Below are 22,803 nucleotides of genomic sequence, written 5' to 3'. Positions count from 1 at the left end.
TACAAGAACAGGTCTGTGATTAGTAGCTGTAGCTCATGAACGATTTAGCGATAATCACGAGCAAGATAAAGAGTACGAGGATTGCACCAATGCTTTTGCCATCACCGTGACCTCCGCCGTAACCTCCACCGTATCCATATCCGCTTCTTTCTTCAGATCCAGACATTGTACATTCCCCTTTCAAATCGGTTTGTCGTGCGCCTCTTAACGAAGCGTACAACGTATTGTATGACAGGTGTACCTTGAGGGTTTGGGCTTACGCCTTAATGTGTGAAAAAAAAGGGAACTCCGTGCTGAAGAGCAACGGAGTTCCCTTTTATGATTGTTTAGAGCGTAGTCTGGAATCTGGAACAGGAAGTGTGGAATTCTACTCCTGAATTAAATCTTGAACAGCCTGATAAATGAGATCAAACAGATCCTCTAGCTGCTCTTCTTCAAGGGAAGAAAATGCAATTCTAAGATCGTGTTCGCCAATGGCAATCGTGCCGATTCCGTACTCATTCAGCAGATGAGTTCGCAGTTCTTCAGCAGATACTTTTGTAAGCTTGAGACACATAAAATAACCGGAGTTAAACGGGTAGTAATCCCAAGCACCGCTGTATTTTCCACTATCGAGCAGAGCTTTTACTTTATTAGCTCTTGCTTTCATGATGAGAAACTTCTCTTGTTTTTGTTCAGAGAATTCTGGCGAATTCAGTGCATCGAGTACAAAAGTCTGGGATGGGTGTGGACCGCTTGAAATCGTTGCCCGAATAATACCCAGCGTTTTTTGCTCCAGTGCAGATAATACATCAGCACTTTCATGACCATAGGTAATGAAGCCAACACGGAACCCCCATACGAATTCTTCCTTCGTTGCGCCGTCCACTTTAACAGGCAGAATACGCGGGTGAATGTTAGTCAGACTTCCGAACAGGGATTCATGCAGTGAGTCTTCAAAGAAGAGACCGAAATAAGCATCATCGGTTACGACAACCACGTTAATACCTGCGTCTGCGGCTTCCTTCACGGCAGCCACAATTTCTTTGCCTTCCTCAGCCCCTGGAGTATACCCTGTTGGGTTATTCGGGAAATTAAGTACAACAATCGCTTTTCCTTGATCTTTTTGAGCGAGAAGAGCTTCTTTGAGTCCTGCGCTGTTAAACTGATTGTTCTCATTAAACAGCGGATAGTTAATGAGTCTAGCCTGTCTGCGAACTCCAAAAGTCAGTTCGTAGTTCTCCCAGTTTTTATCTGGATATATAACAGCATCTCCCTCGTCTACGAATAGGTCAGCAACAATGCTGAGACCATGGGTGAGTGCATTCGTAGCGACGGGATTACCAAATGATTTTCCTTGTAAAGAGGGGGTCTCTTCGAGCATTTTCTTACGCCATGCTTCCCGGAGAGCCGGTTTGCCTGCAGGAGGTGCATAAGGATACAAATCCTGTGGTTTATAGGCAGATAATTTTTCTTGAATGACTTGAAGGTGCATCGGTTTACCGTGTTCAGTGGCGATTCCGATTGTAGCATTATATTTCTTGGCACGGCTAGAAGCTTCTGCTGATTGACTCAAAATACCTTCCTTCGGATAATAAAGTTCTTTGCCAAGCTTCGAGAGCATGTCGTACACATGATTACTGCTCGCTTGAATGCTTTCGTTCAGCTGTAAAGCTAGTGGATTCATTTTATTCATCCTTCCAAGTCTTTGAATTGCATCCGTTCTGACCTTCTAAGGTGTTAATATAAGACGCAGCCCGGATAGTCACCATTTACTGCCTCATATTATAGCATCAACACCTAGTGCCGTCACGGAAAAAAGGCTTTAGGGGCGAGCTCCGGCTGCATGAACGCGTTACTTTTATGTTAGATCTGTATGGAAGGGGCAAAATTCACTATAAGTTCGGTTCTCTACATCCTTATTCGTTCCTCGACTAAGAACCTTCACAGATCGCTGCAGCCGTCTGTTTTTTTTCAAGACGTTTCACGCTATAATAGAAAAAGTACATAGGAACCACTTTTATAAGGAGGAAGGACGACATGTTACAGGCGTCACCGTCGTCTTTTGTGATTTTGCCCGCCGTCGCCAAGATTGTCTGTGAGCCAGGCTGGAAATGGCAGAAGCGCGAAAAACCGATGCAAAACTATGATTTATTTTATGTGTGGAGCGGAGAAGGTACCGTTATCCTGAATGATGAACCTTTTTCTGCCCAAAAAGGAAGCTGTTTTTTATTTCGACCTGGTGACCATACGAGTGCGACTCATAATCCACAAAAACCGTTTGTCCTGACATATATTCATTTTGATGTGGAAGGTTTGGTAGAGGAAGTTCCTGATCCTTATCGCAAACTGAGAGAAACGGTTGACTTTGAACACATGCTGGCTAGGTATGTGCGTTTGTTCTTGTCTAATTCGTATGGCAGAGAGGAAGAAATCAAACTGATCCTTAAACAGCTGATGATTCATCTGCTTCGGGTTGACAAAGAGGAGCCTGAGGAAAGGAAAGTAAGTAATCAGCTTGCACAAGCGATCCAGGAGATTGCAAATTACGTAAGGCAGCATCCGGGAATTAACCATCGTGTGGAGGATTTGGCTGCACGTGCAGGGTTATCTCCGCGTTATTTTTCAATTAAATTTAAAGAACTGGTCGGTTATTCGGTACAGTCTTATATTATAAAGATGAGAATTGAACGTGCCGAGCATCTGTTGGTTCATGCAGGTATGAATGTTACTGAAGTTGCCGATGCGCTGGGATATCGTGATATTTTCTTTTTTAGCAGGCAATTTAAACAGTACACTGGAAAGAGTCCATCCGAAATTCGGTGAGACAAGACCGTTTCAAACTCTTTTGTGCAGGGTATTTACTTGAAATAGTAGATTGAAGATGCTTGTACAGTGAGGAGGGTGTAATCGTGAACGGCATACGGAGAATTCGTAATCGTTGCTGCTCGGGTAAAGGGTGGAATTTATTCCGCACGCGTATGCGCCGTAAACCAGCAGAAGACATATGGTTTTAATATTAATGATAATTAAATCTCAGTCCATAAGATGATTGGCCATAGATAAAAAGCAGCGAGCTTGTCAGGATATCCTGAAAGCGGCTGCTTTTTTAGGTATGTGGTTGAGTGGAAACGGAACGTGATTTTTTAGGCTTTAACAAGCCAAGAGGCTGCCCCATTTTCACATTTTGTCCTAGAGAAAGATCATGGTTCGGTTCAAAAGTTCCTTCTTCACAGAGGAGAACCACTGTAGAACCAAATTCAAAATAAGCAAGCTCATCTCCGCGTTCCCAGGCGGTTGCTGTATTGTCTGTATATTGAATGCTGCTTACATTCATGGCCCCGACTTTGACCACCGCGATCTCACCAAATTCGTGTTTGATATATGTAATCCGTCTTTCATTTCGGCTGAGCACCGATCTCATATGACGAAGACCAAAATCATTCACAGGATATACTTTACCGCGTATATGTTCACTTTCTACCAATTTTCCAGATACGGGAGAGTGGATTCGATGATAATCTTTGGGACTGAGATACAGGACAAAAGCCCAGCCATTCTTATACTTTTCAAGATGAGGCGAATGGTTGAGAAGGTCTGATAATGTGTAATCATGGCCTTTTACATTTAGGAGTGTTCCTCCCGTAATAGGACTCATCGCTGTAATCTTACCGTCCACAGGACTCAGGAGCATATTTGGTTCTTCGTAAATCATTCTTGCACCGGTCTGTAATCTCCTCGTAAAAAAGGCATTCAGTGAGGGATATTCTTTGGGTGAAAGTTCTGCTTCATGTGCAGGGATCTCATATGTTTTAATAAACCATGGAATCAGCAGTCGGCTTGCGCTGCTTTTCGAAAAAGTGCCGGTAATCCGGGAGATCCATTTACGTGAAGAAAGCTCTGTCATCAGACGAAGCAATGGTTTCGACATGCATATCCCCCTTATAAAACGTACCTTATAGACCGGGTTTCTACAGCCCGGCCACTCTGCATTATATTGACACAGAACGCAGGCGAAATCAATACAGCTTTTTTCGTATTCAAATGATCTGCATAGAGAGATTCAGAGGATGCCTTAGCCCTGATCCAACAAAAGTCTTGCATACGCTATAGGTCTTTTATAACTTTCCAGCCATTCCTTATCCATTCCTGCTTTACGAAAACCGTAGCGCTGGTCTCTGCCATTACATTCGATGAAATAGATTTCTCCCTGTGAAGTAAGCGCCATATCAAATCCTAGATCAGCTAGACCAGGTAACGTACGGGAAAGATGCCGAGCGGCTGTTACAGCCAGGTGATGGATCTGTTGGACAACAGCAGGTAATGAGTGCGAGGGAAGAACGAAGGGATGAATTACGTCGTAAGGCAATGCCATTCCGCCTTGAGCCACATTGGTCACAAAATGATCCCGCGGAGCAACCTTCGCATACATCCCTGTGACATGCCAGCAGCCCGTGCTTCCTCGCTGCACAGAGACACGAAGATCAATAGGACGCCCTACATAGGTGGCTAGGGGAATACGCTCTTGAACTAGGTAATTCTTTTCCCGAATACGAGCATATAGTTCAGGAGGCAATTTTCCTTTTTTGATCGGATAATGAACCTGCTTTTTATCTCGAGCCGATGAGATATAAATCTTCCCATTTCCATGTTCGTGAATGATACGCATGATTCCTTTTCCTATACTGCTGCTTACCGGTTTAAGTATCAAATCACGGTGTCTTTCGAGCATTCGCTGAATCGCCCCGATGGATGCAAGTTCTGTTTCCGGCAGATGAGTGGATAGTTCCGTGTTGTTCATGAGCAATCGGTAAATCTCATCTTTACCATAACGGTTTCGCACATTAAAAATAGTAATGCCGCGCTGAATGAGACCAGCAATTAAGTAATGACTGATTTTAGAGAAATGCATGGCCCGGTTGTGAATTACTTTAGGGATTTCGATATGATGCATTTGGTAACGTTGATTTTTACGAATGTAAGCTTTGCATTTTCCCGCAAGTAGGTCCACATCTTCTAATCTTAGATAACAGACAGTCAGACCATAGCTAGCAGCAGCAAGCTCATAACAAGCAAGAGATTCCTGTCTAGTTCTACCTGCAGGGATGCCCCGAAGTATACTCGAATCCAGTAAAATTCCTACACGGTTCATCACCATACCCCTTCCTCTTTATTTCCTGTCCTAGTTGTTATTCTTCTTATTCTATGAAAAAAGAGAACAGCCCGGGTAGGGCAACAGCTGAACTCGCAGAAATGATACAAGCCTGATTCGGGAGTCTGGGAGTTAACCCGCAGAGAGGCGGGGGAAGAGAGGAGATATGAATAACAGTGTCAGCCGCCCAAAGGGTAGCATAGAATGCTAAGATTACAGCCCTATGTTGATCTGTTCACCCGAGAAGGTTATTCAGAAAAGGAAGGGCAACTGCCGTTTCCAAAAATGACAATGGTCATAAGATGTACGTGATAACTCCATCTATATGCTGGAGGCCTGCAAGGGAGGTATACAGCGCATGGGAGATTTGAGCGAAAGACAGCAGAAGAGAAAAAACGGGTCAGGAAAAAATTCAGAACCTAAACGCCCGGGAATGATTAGAAAAAAAACAAAGAAAGGTTCCATGACACCTCATCGAACCCATCAAATAAAAAGATCTGGCAGTAAGAACAAGAAACGCAGAAGCAAGAGAGCTAGACCCATCTGGGCGACGGTATCCCAACTAGAGCAGGATCAATTCATGGCACTGACCCGGAGTATTCCTTCTGATGAACCGGTAGTTTCGGTTATTATTCCTGCGATGAATGAAGAATCTACGATTGCAGAAGCAGTCCTCGAGGGCCGCCGAATACATCCCTCCAGTGAAGTAATTGTAGTGGCTAACGGCTCTACAGATGGGACAGCAGTACGAGCGGAGACAGCGGGAGCCCAAGTGTTATATTATCATGATCCGCTTGGTCATGATGTCGGGAGACATGTGGGGGCAGAAGCAGCAAAGGGACGTGTGCTTTTGTTTATAGATGGGGATATGGTCATACCGGCTCATCAGCTTCGGCCGTTTGTTCGGGCAGTTCTGTCTGGTGTTGATATTGCACTTAACGACTATAAAGGTCCGATACAGCGCACACCGGTTCATCCGGTCGTTGAAGCCAAGTATGTGTTAAATATTATGCTTGGAAGGTCCGACCTTGGGGGGGCTTCACTGACGGCAGTTCCTCATGCGATCAGCCGTAAGGCATATGAGATGATTGGATCAAGTATCCTTAGCTCTCCGCCGCTTGCACAGGCGATAGGAATAGCAAGAGGACTGAATGTTCAGGCGGTTCATCCTATTCCCGTGGGTCAGCTGAATCCAACTCGGCGCAAAGGCGGAGCAGATCTACTGACAGAGGTTATTCTCAGAGACCATCAAGAAGCGGTACATTGGCTGACCGAGAACTATGGTCCAAGAGCAGGTTACACCGATCTATATCGAGATCGGCAGTTAGTTCGAAGTGAAGTGAAGTGAATGAGACGAGGTGAGGAGAATGAGAAACTCCACTGCAAAGAAAACGATAAAGCCGCGAAAGCGGAAAAATAAAAGCGTGAAGCGAATCCATGTTTCTCGCACCTCATCTGTCCCTAAGACCCTTCGGATACTAGGAGTAAAGGCAGGTCTCGCTGCTTCGAAGAAACTGCGTCGCCAGTCCTCAAAATCCATACAAAATGTGCATGCGGAATTTACGTCATGGTATTTTCAATCCGTAACGAAACCCCTGCCATATGGTCAAGTTAGACAGATTGCAGAAGCCTATCAGCATGCTTTTTATCTCAAAAAGAAAAGTACTAACCTGCCTATATTGCTGCCACTTGCGCATTCAGCTGCAGCCGTTGTATCCGCATCAGATGAAGAAAAAACGCTGGGTGCTGTTTTAAATGAACTAAGCAGACTGCCTTTGCAAGAGATCATCGTAGTACTCAATGGATGCAGCGACAATAGTTATGCTTTGGCGAGAGAATACCCCCTCGTGACAATTATCTATGAGCCGGAGCGGGTCGGTCATGATGTCGGGCGGGCGATCGGTGCTCAAATGACGACCGCAGATACGGTATTGTTCACAGATGGTGATATGGTCATCAAAGCAGAACAATTGGCTCCTTTTCTATATGCTGTAGATACAGGGGTAGATATGGCTCTAAATGATCTTCGTTCCTACTTACCGTCTTTTGCAAATCAGGATGCGGTAACACGTCTGAAAAGTTATCTGAATTCGGTACTGAACAGGCGAGATCTGGGTGCAAGTTCCCTTATCTCTGTTCCGCACGCCCTGTCAAAAAAATGTATACAAACGATAGGATACTCTAGCTTGGTTGTTCCGCCGCTTGCTCAAACGACAGCAATCCAAAAAGGGTGCACTGTACAGGTGGCTGCATCTGTTGATGTCATTACAAAAAATCGCCGCAGAATAGGGAATGTGGGGAAAGGGAATTCGGTGGAACAAATGATTATTGGAGATCATGCAGAGGCTCTGTCATCGCTGCTAAGCACTTTACATGCGGAAGCTGAGGCAATAACCGAAGCCTCTCTCTTAAGCAGAGTAGAGGTAGCGCGCTGGAGGAATGCCAAATGAACCATTACCCTCTAACGAGTATAGTGATCCCCTCATTTAATGGGAGAGGTTGGCTAAAGCAATGTATCGATTCCATCCGTCAGTACACGGATGAACCTTATGAAATTATAGTCGTCGATGATGGTTCTACGGATGATACATTTGGCTATTGTGCTTCGGAGAAGGTTCGTTTCATTTCTTTACCGAAGAATGGAGGGTTTCCTGCCGCCTGTAATGCAGGGTTAAGATTGGCAAGAGGGGAATCACTGCTGCTGCTTAACAACGATGTAACGGTTACGAAAGACTGGCTTACCTTGCTCTTGCAAGGACTTTATAGTGACCCTTCTATTGGAATTGTAGGTCCGGTCACCAATTATGCGAGTGGGATTCAGCAGATTCCGGTGGAGTTTCACTCGGTGGAACAGTTTCAACAAATAGTGACTGAACATAATAGGCCGGACCCTCAGAAATGGTTAGAAGTAAACCGGATTGTAGGCCTCTGTTTTTTGTTCAAACGTGAGGTTCTTGAGACAATCGGCTATCTTGATGAACGATTCAGCCCAGGTCATTATGAAGATGATGATTATTGTTATCGTGCTCGGCTTGCGGGATATCGTCTCCTCGTTTTGGGTAATATTCTGGTCCATCATGAGGGAAGTGCAAGTTTTAATAAAGAAAAAAAGGATAAATTACAGCAAATTCTTAACCGCAATCGGATGTTATATATGGAGAAGTGGAAGGTCGATCCACTGCAATTTATTGATAAGTCACATGATGCGAAGGAGGGATAGACTTGAAAGGAGTAATCCTTGCAGGAGGAACAGGAACACGTCTTCGTCCGCTTACCCTGTATTTAAATAAACACCTGTTGCCAGTCGGGAAGTATCCTATGATTGTGTACGGAATTAAATCTTTGCGTAAAGCGGGAATAAAGGATATTTTTATGGTCATAAGTAAGCAGTCTTCAGGTCTATACACCGACTTTCTAGGCAGCGGAGCAGCTTTTGGCGTGAGCATTACCTACCGAATCCAAGAACAGGCGGGTGGAATCGCTGAAGCGCTAGATCTAGCCAAAGGATTTATTTTGCCAGAGGAGAAATTCGTCGTACTGCTGGGGGATAACCTGTTCGCAGATGATCTAAGTCCCTATGTTGCGTCTTATGCAAAACAGCCACAAGGAACGGCCCGGGTGCTGCTGAAAGAAGTGGATGATCCGAGAAGGTACGGCGTCCCTGTATTTGACACAGCTAACAAAAACCTTATTTCTCATATTGAAGAAAAACCGGATCAACCTAAGTCTGATTATAGTGTAACTGGGTTCTACATGTTCGATGCTTCCGTATTTCAGCTCATCAGCGGACTTGCTCCCTCGGCAAGGGGAGAACTTGAAATTACGGACGTGAACAATGTTTATGCCGCAGCAGGAGGATTAGAGTATGATATTGTTCCTGGATTTTGGAGTGATGCAGGGACTTTTGAATCTTTACAAGAGGCCGCCGAAAAAATGAAAGACCTGCTGCCATAGGAGAGTGGTCCAAATGAGTCGCAAGCAAGTCTCCAAACATAAGAAAGGGAGTCGTTCCAATAAAAACTTGTTCAAATTAAGGGCCAAAGCGAGAGGAAGAGGTAACTTTCGCGGCTCTAGATCAACCTCTGCAGGGTCAAAGCGCCGTCGTAAGGCTTCTAAGCAACCGGCTGACAAGCAGTTAACAAATAAAAGAAAGCAGGCTGTGAAAGCTGAATCAAAAAATCAACCTTCTCTTCATTCCTTATATAGAGAAGCAATTTATTCAGGTGGAGAGGCCCTCGTAGAGAAATGGATGCCTGACGGGATGCTGCTGCCTGATGTCACTTGTGAAGATATAATCCAGGCAGGACTTGAGTATTATCGATCTCATATGTTGCAACTTGCAGGCATCTCGGAGGTTAGAGATCTCTTGTGGACTGCAATCGTTGAGAAAAGGCCGTTATCGCTGGTAAGGATTGGTGATGGGGAGCTGCTAAGTCTTGCTTATGATACAGTGATGTCTCCAGCAGAAGTCGATGAGTTAGGGGCATTCCTACCTTATGCTGGAGTGCCTGTACCTGATGCTTCTGTACAGATGTCTTTAATCGAAGCGATTAAATCTGCTGATTATATCGGGGTGCCTGTATCACGTAAGCCAGCTTTTCAGATGCTGATGTTTCGTATATTCAAGCATTACCAGCTGCCTATCAGAGAGATGAGACTCACGACTTCTACTATAAACTACAGCCTGTATCACACAGGGTATTTGATACCGCTTCTGTACGGAAGGCGCATACTGCTGATCGGGAACAAAGCTGTAAGTACAGCGCAGGTCCTGCGGGAAAAAGGAATCAATGTGACCGGTACAATCTATCCGGTCTCTGATTTTTCTGACATCGACCAGGTTCTTGCTTCCTGTTTGGAATACGAATATGATATTGCACTTGTAGCAGCGGGTGTCCCAGCTGTCGTCATCTGTCAGCGGATTGCTTCAACGTACCGAAAGGTTGCTATTGATATAGGTCATGTTGCGGATGAAATGATAAAGAATGAAGCAGCACCTGGCTGATAAAAGGGGAATCCGTATGAAAAAAAGTTTCAGCAATAAAGGGATCATCTCTAGAAAAAGGAAGCAAAAACAAGGAGGAGCAGTCACACAGCGATCCAACCCTGCTTATCAAGATGGATACCTGCTGGGCTATGAAGAGGGCCTAAAAGCAGGGACAGTATCATATGGGAACTACATGGATGGGACCAGCATTGTTATTCCTACATTTAATCAGCTTGCTTATCTTAAAGAATGCATTAACAGTATAAAGGCAAACACCGACGTGCCGTACGAGATCATTGTCGTGGACAATGCATCAAGTGATGGCACAGCAGCTTATTTAAGGAATCAAAAATTAGGGATACGCTATACAATTCTTGAAGAAAACCGCGGGTTTTCAGGGGGAATTAATCACGGGCTGATGATGGCACGAGGCAACTATATCGTCATGCTGAACAATGATACAGTAGTAACAAAAGGGTGGTTAACTCATATGCTCCATTGTCTACAGAGTGATGAGCAGATCGCAGCCGTGGGTCCCGTCACGAATTACATTGGAGGAGACCAGCAGATTGAAGTATCTTATCAACGGATCCAGGACATGTGGGCATTTGCGGAAAGATACAGTGTCCCCGATCCTTCTCAGTGGCGGATAACAGACAGGCTTGTGGGATTCTGTCTATTGTTTCGGCGTGAGCTTATCTCAGAAGTTGGATATTTGGACGAAGGATATCGCATCGGAAACTATGAAGATGAAGATTGGAACATTCGTATTCGCTTACTAGACCGCAAATTAGCTGTGGCAGGAGACAGTTTTATTCACCATTATGGCAGTGTGAGTATGAAAAGACTTGCGGATCAGTTCCAGCAGACGAATGATCATAATGCGAAGTTCTATGCAGCCAAGTGGGGAAATCCCCATGAACTTGTTCTGAGAACAAAAGAAATACGAAGAACAAAAAACGCTCCTGAATTAAATAAATACGCCTACCATCTATATCCAAACTATCGATGGATTCAGAGTACAGCAGGAAGTCTACACTGGTTAGCTGATGGACAGAAACATCGCGTTAGCTTTGTTGGAGAAGAGGCGGACTATCATCAGCTTCAGAAGAAAGCGGTCACTTTATCAAGACCGGAGCTTCGCCAAATTCCTACAGGGATGGACATTACGGCAAGCACTGAACAAGAAATTACTGAAATAATAAGGGGGCAAAACTACACTTTTGGCTTACCCGAGGGAAGTATCATTACGGAGGATTCCCTGAACGGAAATTCGGAATGGTTTCAACTGTGTCGTGGGAAGCGAAGACCGTTTGTTACCAGGTATGCTGCGGAGTACTGGTTGAACGATACGGATACCGTTCATATTCTTAGCAGTCAAGTCATTCAAACCTTACCGCTGGGGCTTCCCCTGATTGCACCTTCTGTGATGAAACATCCGCTATAAACCATGCGCAAGAACCTTCTGCTTTTCTCTATGATTCTTTTGAAAGGCAGAAGGGTAAACTTGATTAAAGTTCTACATTTGGATTACTATTTCTAGAAGAGAAAATACATTTATTTCTGTACATAAGGAGACTTCATGAATCTGATTGATGTAGTAGAAAGATTGTTCGATCAATACGGGTACTATGTATTACTTATCGGATTGCCTTTAGATTTTATTGCTTTGCCCATTCCTCCGGGAAATAGTACGTTAACATATACGGGATATTTAGTATACCTAGGTCTGCTGCACTGGCTTCCTGCTTATTTATTTGCCCTGGCAGGTGCCATTCTAGGTGTAACGATTACATATAGTATTGGTTATCGGTTTGGAACTCCGCTTGTATATCGGTTTGGAAAATGGCTGTCTATTCATCCGGAGTTCCTAGAGAAGACAAGGAAACGATATGATAAATATGGGGACAAGCTGTTGCTATACGTCTTTTTTGTTCCCGGCGTGAGACAATTTATCGGCTATTTCATCGGCATTATCCGTCTCCCTTACCGTACAGTAGCAACGTACGCCTACGCAGGCACAGCCATCTGGGTCACTGTATTTTTCTCTATTGGTTACGTGTTTGGTGAACAGTGGAAGCAAGTATTTCAGATCGTTGAACGTTCGCTGACCCGGACGCTTATTTTGCTTGGAGTCATATTTGTACTGTATCAGCTCATCCGCTGGGTCATCCGTCGCTCACGTAAGCGATAATCATAGTCTGGGCAATTCATGCGAAAATGTGATATATTACAATAAATATTGTTATTTTAACAAGTATTTACATTCGCTTTCGAACACCGTGAAAGCTTCATTCAAATGAAGGAGGAAGCAAGTATGATGAATGTTTTATTGGTGGATGATGAGCCATGGGTGCTGGAGGGCTTGCGAACCATGGTGAATTGGGACAAATATGGATTTCAAATCTGCGGAGAGGTCGAAAACGGACATGCTGCCTGGTCCTTAATCGAGGATCTTCAGCCGGATCTGGTGCTTACAGATATTCATATGCCTTCTCTGAGTGGTCTCGAACTGATTGACCGTTCTATGCAGGAACTGGCTAAGCCGCCTAGATTCGTCATATTAAGCGGTTATGATAGCTTTGAATATGCGAAAACAGCGCTTGAACAGCGTGTCGAGGATTATTTGCTTAAACCCATTGATGAAGTTGAGATAGAAAATGTTCTGGAACAGATCAGCCGTAAAATTCAGGAAGAGCAGGCTTTCGAGGATGTACATCAACGCGAGCATGCTTTATATGTAAATAGCTTGTTCAATCGACTGCTCCAGGGCGAAGACTGCAGCATACTAAAAACGGAAGTAGAAGCGATACTGCAAATGAAAGGCCATGAGAATATCGCCTGTCTCTTAATTGAGACGGAGACTTATAAGGAAGACATAAAATCGCAGGTTCGCAGCCTAACGTGTGCTTATCGCGCCGAGCTCTTTACGGATGCAGAAGGAAGAGTAGGAGTATTCTCTGCGATGGCAGAACCATCCCAGGAGCGGATGGAGGTACTTGGAAAAGAACTCTATGAGCTGTACTCCAGTCATACGCAAATGACTATGGCACTTGGACATCATCCAGGCGGAGCAGGGGCTACGAAGCAGGCATACGAAAAAGCATTATTTGCACTTAAATGGAAGCGCTATCAAAGAGAAAATGGCATTATTCATTATGAGGATCTACCACAGAATGAGGGTATGACGAGTGTGAATCAGAAAGCGTTGACGATTCTGATGGAAACGATTTTGTCGGGTGAACAGGAAAAATTGGAAGGAGCAGTGCACGATCTGCTTGCTAACTCTGATTCTAGGATGCCGGTATCGGATATTGAATATGCCCGGGTTCAATTACTTGCACTCGAAATGGGTGTTCGTAAGCAGTTGAAGGAGCTGGATGGAGATGTGGATCACTTTATGCGGGACATGCAAAATACGCTGGGTCTTACTACCGGAATGAGCTCCTATTCTGCGTTTCGGGAATATGCGCTCGAGTTATCTCAGAATGCGATGAAGATGCTGATGGAGCTGCGGAAAGAAAAAGAGTACAGCACGATTTTCCAGGTAGTACAGTATGTTAATCAGGAGTTTCGAGAGAAATTACAACTACAGGAACTTGCACAAAAATTCCATATGAATGCTAACTATTTGGGGCAAGCATTCAAACAGCAGACCGGCAAATCTTTTCGTGAGTATCTAAATGACAAACGAATGGAGGAAGCAAAGCGATTGTTGCGCCAGAGTCGTTTCAATATCGCTGAGGTTTCAATGAATTCAGGGTATCCCAATGTCGACTATTTTGTAAGTCAGTTCAAACGAATGACCGGGATGGCACCTTCTGCATATCGAAAACAACGATGAGGACGACTTGATAAGTAACAAATGGAGGATGGCGATAGCAACCATGTTTAAGAAATTTCGATTTCGCGGCATCGTGAATGATATTCCTTTGAACTACAAGTTTATGCTGATCTATATTATTGGAATTTTGCTTCCTATCATCGTGAGTAATTCTCTGTTCATGGATCGGATGTCTGGGCTGATTAAAGAACGGGAAGAGCAAAATTTACAAATATCCCTGGAGCGGGCAAGAAAGGATATCCATACAATGATTGATGGCGGTGTTGCTGTCAGTCATGCCTTGATCACGGACAAGGTGTTGTCTGAAGCCATGGACCGGCAGTACGACGGCCAATTAGATTTCTACAGGACGCTTGATGCGCAGCTTCGTCACCGAGTGACCTCTTATATTCCTGTAAATAACCAAATTCAGCGAATTGGTATTTACACAGACAATCCAACCATCGTGCCCGGAGGTGATTATTACAATCTGGATAGTTCGGTGCGCTTGAGCAACTGGTTTAAGACTTGGGAAGCGGTGGGGGAACCTCTGCAAGTGGTCGCTTACCGCGATCAAGCTGCTAATGATCGGACTATGACCTCGTCTTATTTTAGCGTTATTGAAAAAATGGACTATTACTATGCGGATAATGCCTATCAGAAGCTGGTGCGCATCGATTTTTACCTAAATCGTTTTTACGACGTGATTGCGAGAGAAGAGAGCTCGCTCGATCTGTATCTAGTCAATGCCCAGAATCAAATTATCGTGTCTGCAAATGACAAGTACCAGGGCGAGATGGGCAGCGATTATGCGCTATTTGATACGAGCAAGACGACAGAGCAGGACTTACATATTGTTCCGATTGGCAATGCCAGCTATGTGAAGGGATGGAAACTGATTGGCGTGCCTCAGGAAACGCGTACGAAACAAGCGATGCTGTCCATGCAGCTTTATTTTGGCATGCTGGCAGGCATCATTACTTTGATTACCTCGATTTTCATATATATTATGCTGCGTTCGTATAATTACCGAGTGAAGCGCCTGTCCAGGCATATGCAAAAGGTGGGGAACGAGAAATTCGATCTGATTAACATCGATGGTGGAAAAGACGAAATCGGTGATTTGATCCGGAATTTCAATATGATGACCGCTCAGATCCAATCCTTGATTAACAACGTGTACAAGCTTGAAATTCAGCAACGAAGTTTAGAGGCTGAGCGTATTCGTGCTGAGCTTAATTTGTTGCAAAGCCAAATGAATCCCCATTTTTTATTCAATACATTGAATGCGCTGCTAGTGGTTAGTACCAAGAACAATTATGTGGATGTTAAGGACATTATCAAAGACCTGTCCAAGCTGCTTCGTCGTCTGCTGAATTGGAAGGATGATTTGGTCACCTTGGAAGAGGAGATGAGTTTTACGGTAATGTACCTGGGGATTGAGAAATTCCGTTTTCGGGACAAGTTTGAGTATTACATTGATATCAGTGATGAGGCGCGGCACTATAAAATACCAAAAATGAGTATCCAGCAATTGGCGGAAAATGCTTGCAAACATGGGATACAAGCCACTCCGGGGCTTGGTTATGTGAAGATCCAAGCGGAAATCATGAGCGATTGCCTGCGTATCGTTGTATCTGATAATGGCAAGGGCATGGATAAAGAACGGCTGCAAGAGGTGATGTACCATATGAGGGGCAAAGAGGAAAGTGGAGGAAATAACATTGGCATGCAGAACGTTTATCGCCGTCTCGAATTGTATTATGACGATAAAGTAAATTTTAGAATTGTGAGTAAATTGGGTGAAGGGACCGAGGTGTCCTTTGAAATTCCTCTACAGCTGCTTGAGAGTCAAGGTGGAGAAGGAGGCAGAGACAATGACATTTAAAGTGCTGCTGATTGATGATGAGCCATGGGCGCTCGAGGGCTTGGAGCTCTGGATTCCCTGGGAACAGCTTGGGTTTGAAATATGCGGTGTCTGTGAGAATGGGGCGGAAGGACTGAAACGGATGGAGGAACTGAATCCTGATCTTGTCATGGTCGATATCCATATGCCAGTGATGGATGGATTAGAAATGATTGAGGAGTGGCGGCGCAGAGGTAACGGGACGACTAAATTCATTATTATAACGGGGTACAGTGATTTCGAATATGCAAGAAAAGCACTTAAATTTCGAGTGTCCCGTTATTTGCTCAAACCTCTTGATGAGGACCAGGCAGTGCTCGAAATTCGTGCGGTAGTGCAGGAACTGATCAAGGAGCAGGAACAGCTTCATATTGGACAAGTCGTACAGAGAGAACACGAGATTTTGTCGATAAAGGAGGCGCTCATGGGGAAAGAGTTATCCATAGAAGCGAATCAGGTTATAGAGTCTCTCTCCCCGTCCGCCGCAGAGTGGAATGTATGCCTGGTTCAGGTGCCCCAAGAGAACGCTGCCCGGTGGATCAGCCTTGCTGCAGACTTTCTAAACAAATGGGATACCGTTTATTTGGTTCGTTTGCGAAATAATCTGGTTTCCATTGTATTCGGTGATGTTGCTCATGAAACGAGTGAACCCATCAGAAAACAATTGGAAATAATGGCTCGCCGTCTGGCGAGCTTTCGTGCATTTATGGCTGCTGGTTCTGCCGTACCTTCACTGACTCATATTAGAAATTCCCAAATAACAGCAGAAGAAGCGCTGCTGCATGCCTTTTATGAACAGGAAAATAGTTTTATTTTGGATTATGACAAGCTCAAGGATCAGAACTTTTCTAAGCATTATAACCAGCTGGAGATACTGGAGCGCATACTGGCAGCATTTCAGCTCATTGATCACGCGGCCTACCGATCTGTCGTCGAGTATATGCAGCAGACCTTCCGGCAAACACGGGTCCACCCGGATGAAGCTCAGAAATTTGTGATCTATCTTCTTCATGAGATTCGGACGTATATGGATAAACAGATGACGCAGAATTCAGGGATTCCAAACCAATTGTTCGAAATTCCTAATCTAGATGAAGCCCTGCTGACCTTTGATGTTCTGATGGATATGCTGTATTCGTGCGGACGAGTCTGCTTTGAACTTTTGCTTAAGGAAAATCCAGCTGAAGCCCAAGGCATTGTGCAAGATATCAATGATTATATTCATGTGCATTTTCGTGAGGGATTGACCATTAAAATGCTGGCGGAACATTTCTTCCTGCATCCGGCCTACTTAGGGCAGTTATTAATACGTAAAAATGGGATTGGATTTAATGAAATGCTTCATAATCTGCGGATTGAGGAAGCTTGCCGTTTACTCCAGATGAATCAGTACAAAAACAGTGAAATTTCAGAAAAGATCGGGTATTCAAGCTACCCTCTTTTTTTAAAGCAATTTGAGAAACGGATGAACATGTCGCCTAATGATTACAAGAAAAATGTCCAAATATAAGAAAACCTGTACTTTTCTCGGAAAAAGCTATAATTCAGATATAGTTTCCATGACACGTTAAATCTATAATGAAATTACGCAATGTAAGGGCTTTCAACATGGCAAGACCAAAATTTGGAGGTGCTTTATGGGGGAAAGAAAAAAACCGTTTTTTCGCGCGGGGGCAACATTGTTGTTGTCACTGGGTGTAGTACTGGCCGGCTGCTCAGGCGGCAGTGCGAGTGAATCAGGCAGCGGAGAAACAAACAGTAAGGGCGGCGAAGTTGGAACTGATAATCCGATAGAAATCTCGGTATTCCTAAACGAGGCCGGACAACAGCCAACTGCAGACAACAAAATCTACAAGAAAATCAAGGAAGAGCTTGGCGTTACATTTAATTTCGAATTTTTGGCCGGTGACAAGAACCAAAAGCTCGGGGTTATGATTGCTGGCGGTGATTATCCAGACTTGATCTCTGCGGATACCAAGCTGACAGCGGCGGGTTCGGTAATTCCACTGGAAGATTTGATCGAGGAACACGCACCTAATTTGAAGAAACACTACGAGAAGTACTGGAATCAGATGAAGGACCCTAATGATGGACATATCTACTATCTGCCTAACTACGGGGCATATAACGGTGAAGTGTCTGATACTTATTACAGCGGACCTGCATTCTGGGTTCAAAAAGAAGTGTTGAAGGAATTTGGATATCCAAAACTGAAGACACTCGATGAGTACTTTGACTTGATCGAGAAATATAAGGAGAAGTATCCAACGATCGACGGCAAGCCAACCATTGGTTTTGAAGTACTGAACTATGACTGGAAAAACTGGGGCTTGCTAAACGCACCACAACATTTGATCGGTCATCCAAATGATGGCGGTGTGGTTGTAAATGATGGCAAAGCCGAGATTTTTGCGGATAAAGATTATGCCAAACAGTATTATCAAAAACTCAATGAAATTAATTCCAAAGGCTTGCTAGATAAGGAAGCGTTTGCGCAAAACTATGATCAGTACATGGCTAAATTGTCCAGTGGGGCAGTACTCGGCATGTTCGACCAGAAGTGGAACTTCCAACAAGCGGAAGATTCCTTGATAACGCAAAATAAAATCGAACGAACATATGTAGGTTTCCCGCTTGTATTTGACACCAGCACGCAAGACTATTACCGTGACCGTGCAGCACTGAACTTAAACAATGGATTTGGTATTACGGTAAGTGCCAAAGACCCAGTGAAAATTATCAAAGTACTTGATAAGTTGATCGAAGAAGATTGGCAGAAGTTATTCACTTGGGGTGTTGTGGACGAAGATTACTATGTTAACGACGAAGGACGTTTCATGAAGACACAAGAACAGCGTGACAAAGCAACCGACGCGACTTGGAAGCTTGCAAACAAAGCAGATGCTTTCTATGCAACTGCACCGAAGCTGGAAGGTTACTTCAGTGATGGAAACGCAACTTCGGCAAGTAATCAGCCGGAAGAATATCAAGCAAGCCTGAAACCGTTTGATAAAGAAGTTTTGGATGCATACGGATTTAACAGCTATATTGACTTCTTCAGTGCTCCACCGGAAAATCCGGTTTATTACCCAGCATGGTCAGTTGATCTGGTTGAAGGATCTCCAGCCAAGATTGCAAATACGAAGTTGACCGAAGCGTCTACCAAGTATTTACCTAGAGCAATTCTGGCTAAACCAACTGAATTTGACGGTGTTTGGAATGAATACGTTTCTGAGATTCAAAAACTGGACGTTAAAGCTTATGAAGATCGCATCAATGAAGTATTGCAGTGGAGAATTGATAACTGGTCTGCGAAGTAAGGCTATTTCTATCGGGAAGGAAGGTATCCTTCCTTCCCGATTTTTTATTCAAAAAGAATGTTTAACACGTTGTTATATGGAAGATGCGCTACTCTACGTTTTTCTTTTCATGACAAAGATGGATAGGGAGTTTGATATTTATGGAGGAAATTGTAGTGGGCACCAAGCCCCACAGCCCGAAGAAAAAACCGAAAAACAAGCGGCTGACCTGGCAAACGATTAAAGAACAGAAACAGCTCATATTCATGTCTGTTCCTCTGTTAGCATATATCATCACTTTTTCATATGTACCTGTCTGGGGTTGGACGATGGCTTTTCAGGATTACAAACCTGCACGAAGCTTCTCGGATCAAACTTGGGTGGGATTTAAACATTTTAAATTTTTGTTCACAGATGACAACTTTCTACGCGTACTTCGCAATACGCTAGGAATGAGTATTATCAACTTAATACTCGGATTTGTAACTGCCATTATTCTAGCCCTTCTGCTTAATGAGATCAAAAAGGTACTATGGAAGCGGACGGTGCAGACCATTTCCTATCTGCCTCACTTTTTATCCTGGATTATCGTTACCGGCATCGTGGCAACATCGCTTGCTTCCGATGGGATTGTCAATGATATTCTAATGAAACTGCATTTGATAGATCAGCCGATCCTGTGGTTGACGGAAGGAAAGTATTTCTGGGGAGTCGTCGCAGCCTCCCATGTATGGAAAGAAGTGGGATGGAATACAATCATTTATTTGGCAGCCATTGCCTCTATTGATCCGGCGCTGTATGAAGCATCCGACATCGATGGAGCTAACCGCTATCAAAAAATGTGGAATATTACTTTGCCAGGAATCAAGCCTACGATTGTCATCCTGTTGATTATGTCTATCGGACATATTCTAGAAGCGGGCTTTGAGGTTCAATATTTGCTTGGCAACGGACTTGTTGTTGATTGGTCAGAAACGATTGATATCTTCGTGCTTAAATACGGGATTGCACAAGGCAACTATTCACTCGCTACTGCAGGCGGGATATTCAAATCTGTGGTCAGCATTACCATGTTGCTCTTTGCGAATTGGACCGCCAAGCGGCTTGGGGAAGAGAGGCTGTTATGATGAAAAAAACACCATTGTCTGGTTCAGCGGTAGTTTCTACACGCCGCTCGGGAAACGGAACCATCGAACCAATCCTGTTCAATACCTTCAATATCATTTTCATGATCATGCTCGTGACAGTGACACTGTATCCATTTTTGAACACGATCGTTGTTTCATTTAATGCAGGAAATGATACCATTCGGGGAGGATTATACTTATGGCCTCGTGATTTCACCCTGCAGAATTACAAAGCAGTATTTGCTTCAGGTACCATTTATAGCGCATTCCTAGTTTCTGTGGCACGTACCGTTTTATCCACCGTGTTGAATATTTTCTTGACTAGTATGCTGGCCTATACGCTGAGCCGGCGAGATTATGTCTTCCGTAAGCTGATTACTACGATCTTTGTTCTCACAATGTATTTCAACGCAGGACTTATTCCAGGGTATTTCCTGATCAAAGACCTGCATTTAATTAATTCGTTCTGGGTGTATGTCTTACCATCACTTATCAGTGCATTTAACCTTATCGTTATTCGGACTTATATTTATACCATTCCAGAAGCCTTGATCGAATCAGCAAAAATCGACGGTGCGGGAGAATTCAAAATTTTTTGGAAAGTCATCTTTCCGTTATGTACACCTGTTCTTGCAACCATTGCCCTTTTTGTTGCGGTCGGTGCATGGAATACCTGGTTTGATGCATTTCTATACACGTCGTCTCGTCAAGAACTGAGCACACTGCAATATGAATTGATGAAACTTTTATCTTCCAGTATGAATGCCAACAGCAATCCTTCAGTTGCCAACGGTGTGGGAATGGAAAACGCAACCCAGGTGACGCCGATTTCCATCCGAGCAGCAGTTACCATTGTTGCGTCAGTGCCAATCTTAGTGGTTTACCCGTTCATGCAAAAATACTTTGTTGTAGGACTTAATGTAGGGAGTGTGAAGGAATAGATGAAGGATCAGCTATTATCAAAAACGATCCGTTACACGAATCCAATCCTTCCTGGGTTCTATCCCGATCCTAGTATCGTGAAAGCAGAAGATTATTTTTATCTCATCTGCAGCTCATTTGAATACTTCCCCGGCGTTCCGATTTTTCGGAGCCGGGATTTAATCCATTGGGAGCAGATAGGCAATGTGCTAGATCGGTTCAGCCAGCTTGATTTAACGGGACAGAAAAGTTCTGACGGGATTTATGCTCCTGTACTTAGATATCATGAAGGCATTTTCTATATGATTACGACAGATGTGAGAGGCATCGGTAACTTTTATGTTACGGCAACGAACCCCGCGGGGCCTTGGTCAGATCCGATTCGCATTCCTTATGGAGGGATCGACCCATCGTTGTTTTTTGATGATGACGGCAAAGTGTATGTTACTGCTCAGCAAGGCGCCGATTACGACTCTCACGCCATTCAGTATGAGATCAATATTGCTACAGGAGAGGCACTCTCTAATCCGCAAATCGTCTGGTATGGAGATGGCGGTCCATGGACGGAAGGACCGCATTTATATAAGATCAATGGTTTGTATTACATGATGTCCGCTTCTGGAGGTACGGCCAAGGAGCACCGTGAAATCATCGGCCGAAGTGACAAGCCGTATGGTCCGTTTGAACGCTACCCTGAGCCGATTCTAACTCATCGTGATCTGGATCATCCTATCCAGTATCTGGGTCATGCCGATCTAGTCGAAGATCATCAAGGCGACTGGTGGGCTGTATTCCTTGGTGTTCGATTGACAGATGGCGGATACAGCGTGCTTGGACGAGAAACGTTTCTCGCACCTGTCGTTTGGAAGGATGGTTGGCCGCACATCGACAACAATGAAGGGACAGTTAGCCTGGATATGTCAGTCCAGCGGTTAGAGATGACAGCACCTTCTATCTTAGACAGGAATGAAGCAATCGTTGTTGGCCGGGAGGACTTTGACGCAGAGCTTGGACCGCACTGGCTGTATGTTCGCAATCCAACAGATGGGAAATGTACGGTTACGGAAAGACCAGGTTTCCTTACTTTGTATGGTCATGAAGCAGGGCTTAACGACACCCGGCAGATCACATTTGTTGGCCGAAGACAGCAACATCTCAATGCCAGTTTTACCGCTAGCATATCATTCGTGCCGGTTCTCGAAGGAGAAGAGGCGGGGCTTTGTATTCGCCGAGATGAGGATGCACATTATGAAATTGGCATTAGGCGATCGGCAGGTCAGAATATTATTTTTGCCCGCCTGACGGAACGTGGAGAGTCCGAAATTGTGCATGAGAGCGAGCTAGGAACGGAGCAACTATTACTCCGAATCGAATCGACAGAGAAGGAATATACACTAACTTGTTCGGAGGATGGACAGAACTGGTTACGTTTAGGTTCAGGTACAGCCCGTGCAATCTCTCCAGAGGCTTTTGTGCATAAAATGTGCTTCACCGGGGCAGTGGTCGGGCTATATGCTACCGGTAATGGCCAGGAAAGTCAGACACCTGCTCGCTTCGACTGGTTTGAGTATCTTGTTTGATTCGCAGTAATGCATACGAGGCGGGTGAA

At 44.3% G+C, this 22,803-nt stretch carries 19 protein-coding genes; 15 read left to right on the top strand and 4 right to left on the bottom strand.

Going from position 1 to position 22,803, the window contains the following annotated elements:
• Positions 1–19 precede the first annotated feature (19 nt).
• Both KJS58_RS16395 and KJS58_RS16390 read right to left on the bottom strand, forming a co-directional pair.
• Entirely contained in the window at positions 20–166 is a 147-nt protein-coding gene (locus KJS58_RS16395) for a sporulation protein YjcZ (RefSeq protein ID WP_191802052.1), read from the bottom strand.
• Positions 167–367: 201 nt separating this feature from the next.
• Positions 368–1,666: an aminotransferase class I/II-fold pyridoxal phosphate-dependent enzyme gene (locus KJS58_RS16390; RefSeq protein WP_213534006.1), complete on the bottom strand. Its 1,299-nt coding sequence runs from the start codon at positions 1,664–1,666 to the stop codon at positions 368–370.
• Positions 1,667–2,019: 353 nt separating this feature from the next.
• On the opposite strand from KJS58_RS16390, the gene KJS58_RS16385 reads away from it, so the two are divergent.
• Positions 2,020–2,805, top strand: coding sequence for a helix-turn-helix domain-containing protein (locus KJS58_RS16385; RefSeq protein WP_213534004.1), 786 nt, complete (start codon positions 2,020–2,022; stop codon positions 2,803–2,805).
• Positions 2,806–3,088: 283 nt separating this feature from the next.
• On the opposite strand, the gene asd is transcribed toward KJS58_RS16385, so the two are convergent.
• Complete coding sequence (gene asd, locus KJS58_RS16380; RefSeq protein WP_213534002.1) at positions 3,089–3,910, bottom strand: archaetidylserine decarboxylase; 822 nt, start codon at positions 3,908–3,910, stop codon at positions 3,089–3,091.
• A 144-nt stretch (positions 3,911–4,054) separates the two neighbouring features.
• Positions 4,055–5,137: a YheC/YheD family endospore coat-associated protein gene (locus KJS58_RS16375; protein WP_213534000.1), complete on the bottom strand. Its 1,083-nt coding sequence runs from the start codon at positions 5,135–5,137 to the stop codon at positions 4,055–4,057.
• A gap of 352 nt (positions 5,138–5,489) precedes the next feature.
• Between KJS58_RS16375 and KJS58_RS16370 the strand changes: the two genes are divergently transcribed.
• The 14 genes from KJS58_RS16370 to KJS58_RS16305 all read left to right on the top strand — a co-directional run bounded on the left by KJS58_RS16370 (position 5,490) and on the right by KJS58_RS16305 (position 22,774).
• Entirely contained in the window at positions 5,490–6,479 is a 990-nt protein-coding gene (locus KJS58_RS16370) for a glycosyltransferase family 2 protein (protein WP_249717463.1), read from the top strand.
• A gap of 76 nt (positions 6,480–6,555) precedes the next feature.
• On the top strand, positions 6,556–7,581 hold the full coding sequence (locus KJS58_RS16365) for a glycosyltransferase family 2 protein (protein ID WP_249717460.1): 1,026 nt from the start codon (positions 6,556–6,558) through the stop codon (positions 7,579–7,581).
• On the top strand, positions 7,578–8,351 hold the full coding sequence (locus KJS58_RS16360; RefSeq protein ID WP_213533996.1) for a glycosyltransferase family 2 protein: 774 nt from the start codon (positions 7,578–7,580) through the stop codon (positions 8,349–8,351). Before KJS58_RS16365 ends, KJS58_RS16360 begins: the two co-directional genes overlap by 4 nt.
• A gap of 2 nt (positions 8,352–8,353) precedes the next feature.
• Positions 8,354–9,085, top strand: a complete 732-nt coding sequence (locus KJS58_RS16355; RefSeq protein ID WP_213533994.1) for a sugar phosphate nucleotidyltransferase — start codon at positions 8,354–8,356, stop codon at positions 9,083–9,085.
• 13 nt (positions 9,086–9,098) lie between these two features.
• Complete coding sequence (locus tag KJS58_RS16350) at positions 9,099–10,136, top strand: GT-D fold domain-containing protein (RefSeq protein ID WP_213533992.1); 1,038 nt, start codon at positions 9,099–9,101, stop codon at positions 10,134–10,136.
• Positions 10,137–10,152: 16 nt separating this feature from the next.
• The gene (locus KJS58_RS16345) at positions 10,153–11,565 is read left to right on the top strand and encodes a glycosyltransferase family 2 protein (protein ID WP_213533991.1); all 1,413 of its coding nucleotides are present in this window, start codon (positions 10,153–10,155) and stop codon (positions 11,563–11,565) included.
• Positions 11,566–11,700: 135 nt separating this feature from the next.
• Positions 11,701–12,312: a DedA family protein gene (locus KJS58_RS16340; RefSeq protein ID WP_213533989.1), complete on the top strand. Its 612-nt coding sequence runs from the start codon at positions 11,701–11,703 to the stop codon at positions 12,310–12,312.
• 123 nt (positions 12,313–12,435) lie between these two features.
• Entirely contained in the window at positions 12,436–13,962 is a 1,527-nt protein-coding gene (locus tag KJS58_RS16335) for a helix-turn-helix domain-containing protein (RefSeq protein ID WP_213533987.1), read from the top strand.
• Positions 13,963–13,990: 28 nt separating this feature from the next.
• Entirely contained in the window at positions 13,991–15,829 is a 1,839-nt protein-coding gene (locus KJS58_RS16330; RefSeq protein ID WP_249717458.1) for a sensor histidine kinase, read from the top strand.
• Positions 15,819–17,357, top strand: a complete 1,539-nt coding sequence (locus KJS58_RS16325) for a response regulator (RefSeq protein WP_213533984.1) — start codon at positions 15,819–15,821, stop codon at positions 17,355–17,357. Before KJS58_RS16330 ends, KJS58_RS16325 begins: the two co-directional genes overlap by 11 nt.
• A gap of 127 nt (positions 17,358–17,484) precedes the next feature.
• Complete coding sequence (locus KJS58_RS16320) at positions 17,485–19,167, top strand: type 2 periplasmic-binding domain-containing protein (RefSeq protein WP_213533982.1); 1,683 nt, start codon at positions 17,485–17,487, stop codon at positions 19,165–19,167.
• Positions 19,168–19,307: 140 nt separating this feature from the next.
• Positions 19,308–20,273 carry an ABC transporter permease gene (locus tag KJS58_RS16315; protein ID WP_213533980.1) on the top strand — a complete coding sequence of 322 codons (966 nt, stop codon included), beginning with the start codon at positions 19,308–19,310 and terminating at the stop codon, positions 20,271–20,273.
• A complete protein-coding gene (locus KJS58_RS16310) occupies positions 20,270–21,214 on the top strand; it encodes a carbohydrate ABC transporter permease (RefSeq protein ID WP_213533979.1) in 945 nt (314 codons plus the stop codon). Before KJS58_RS16315 ends, KJS58_RS16310 begins: the two co-directional genes overlap by 4 nt.
• Entirely contained in the window at positions 21,215–22,774 is a 1,560-nt protein-coding gene (locus tag KJS58_RS16305) for a glycoside hydrolase family 43 protein (protein WP_213533976.1), read from the top strand.
• Positions 22,775–22,803 lie beyond the last annotated feature (29 nt).

Origin of the sequence: Paenibacillus sp. J45TS6, assembly GCF_018403285.1 — a bacterium.
Classification (GTDB): domain Bacteria; phylum Bacillota; class Bacilli; order Paenibacillales; family Paenibacillaceae; genus Paenibacillus.
The sequence above is the reverse complement of the archived record's forward strand: the minus strand, read 5'-3'. Positions and strand labels throughout refer to the sequence as shown.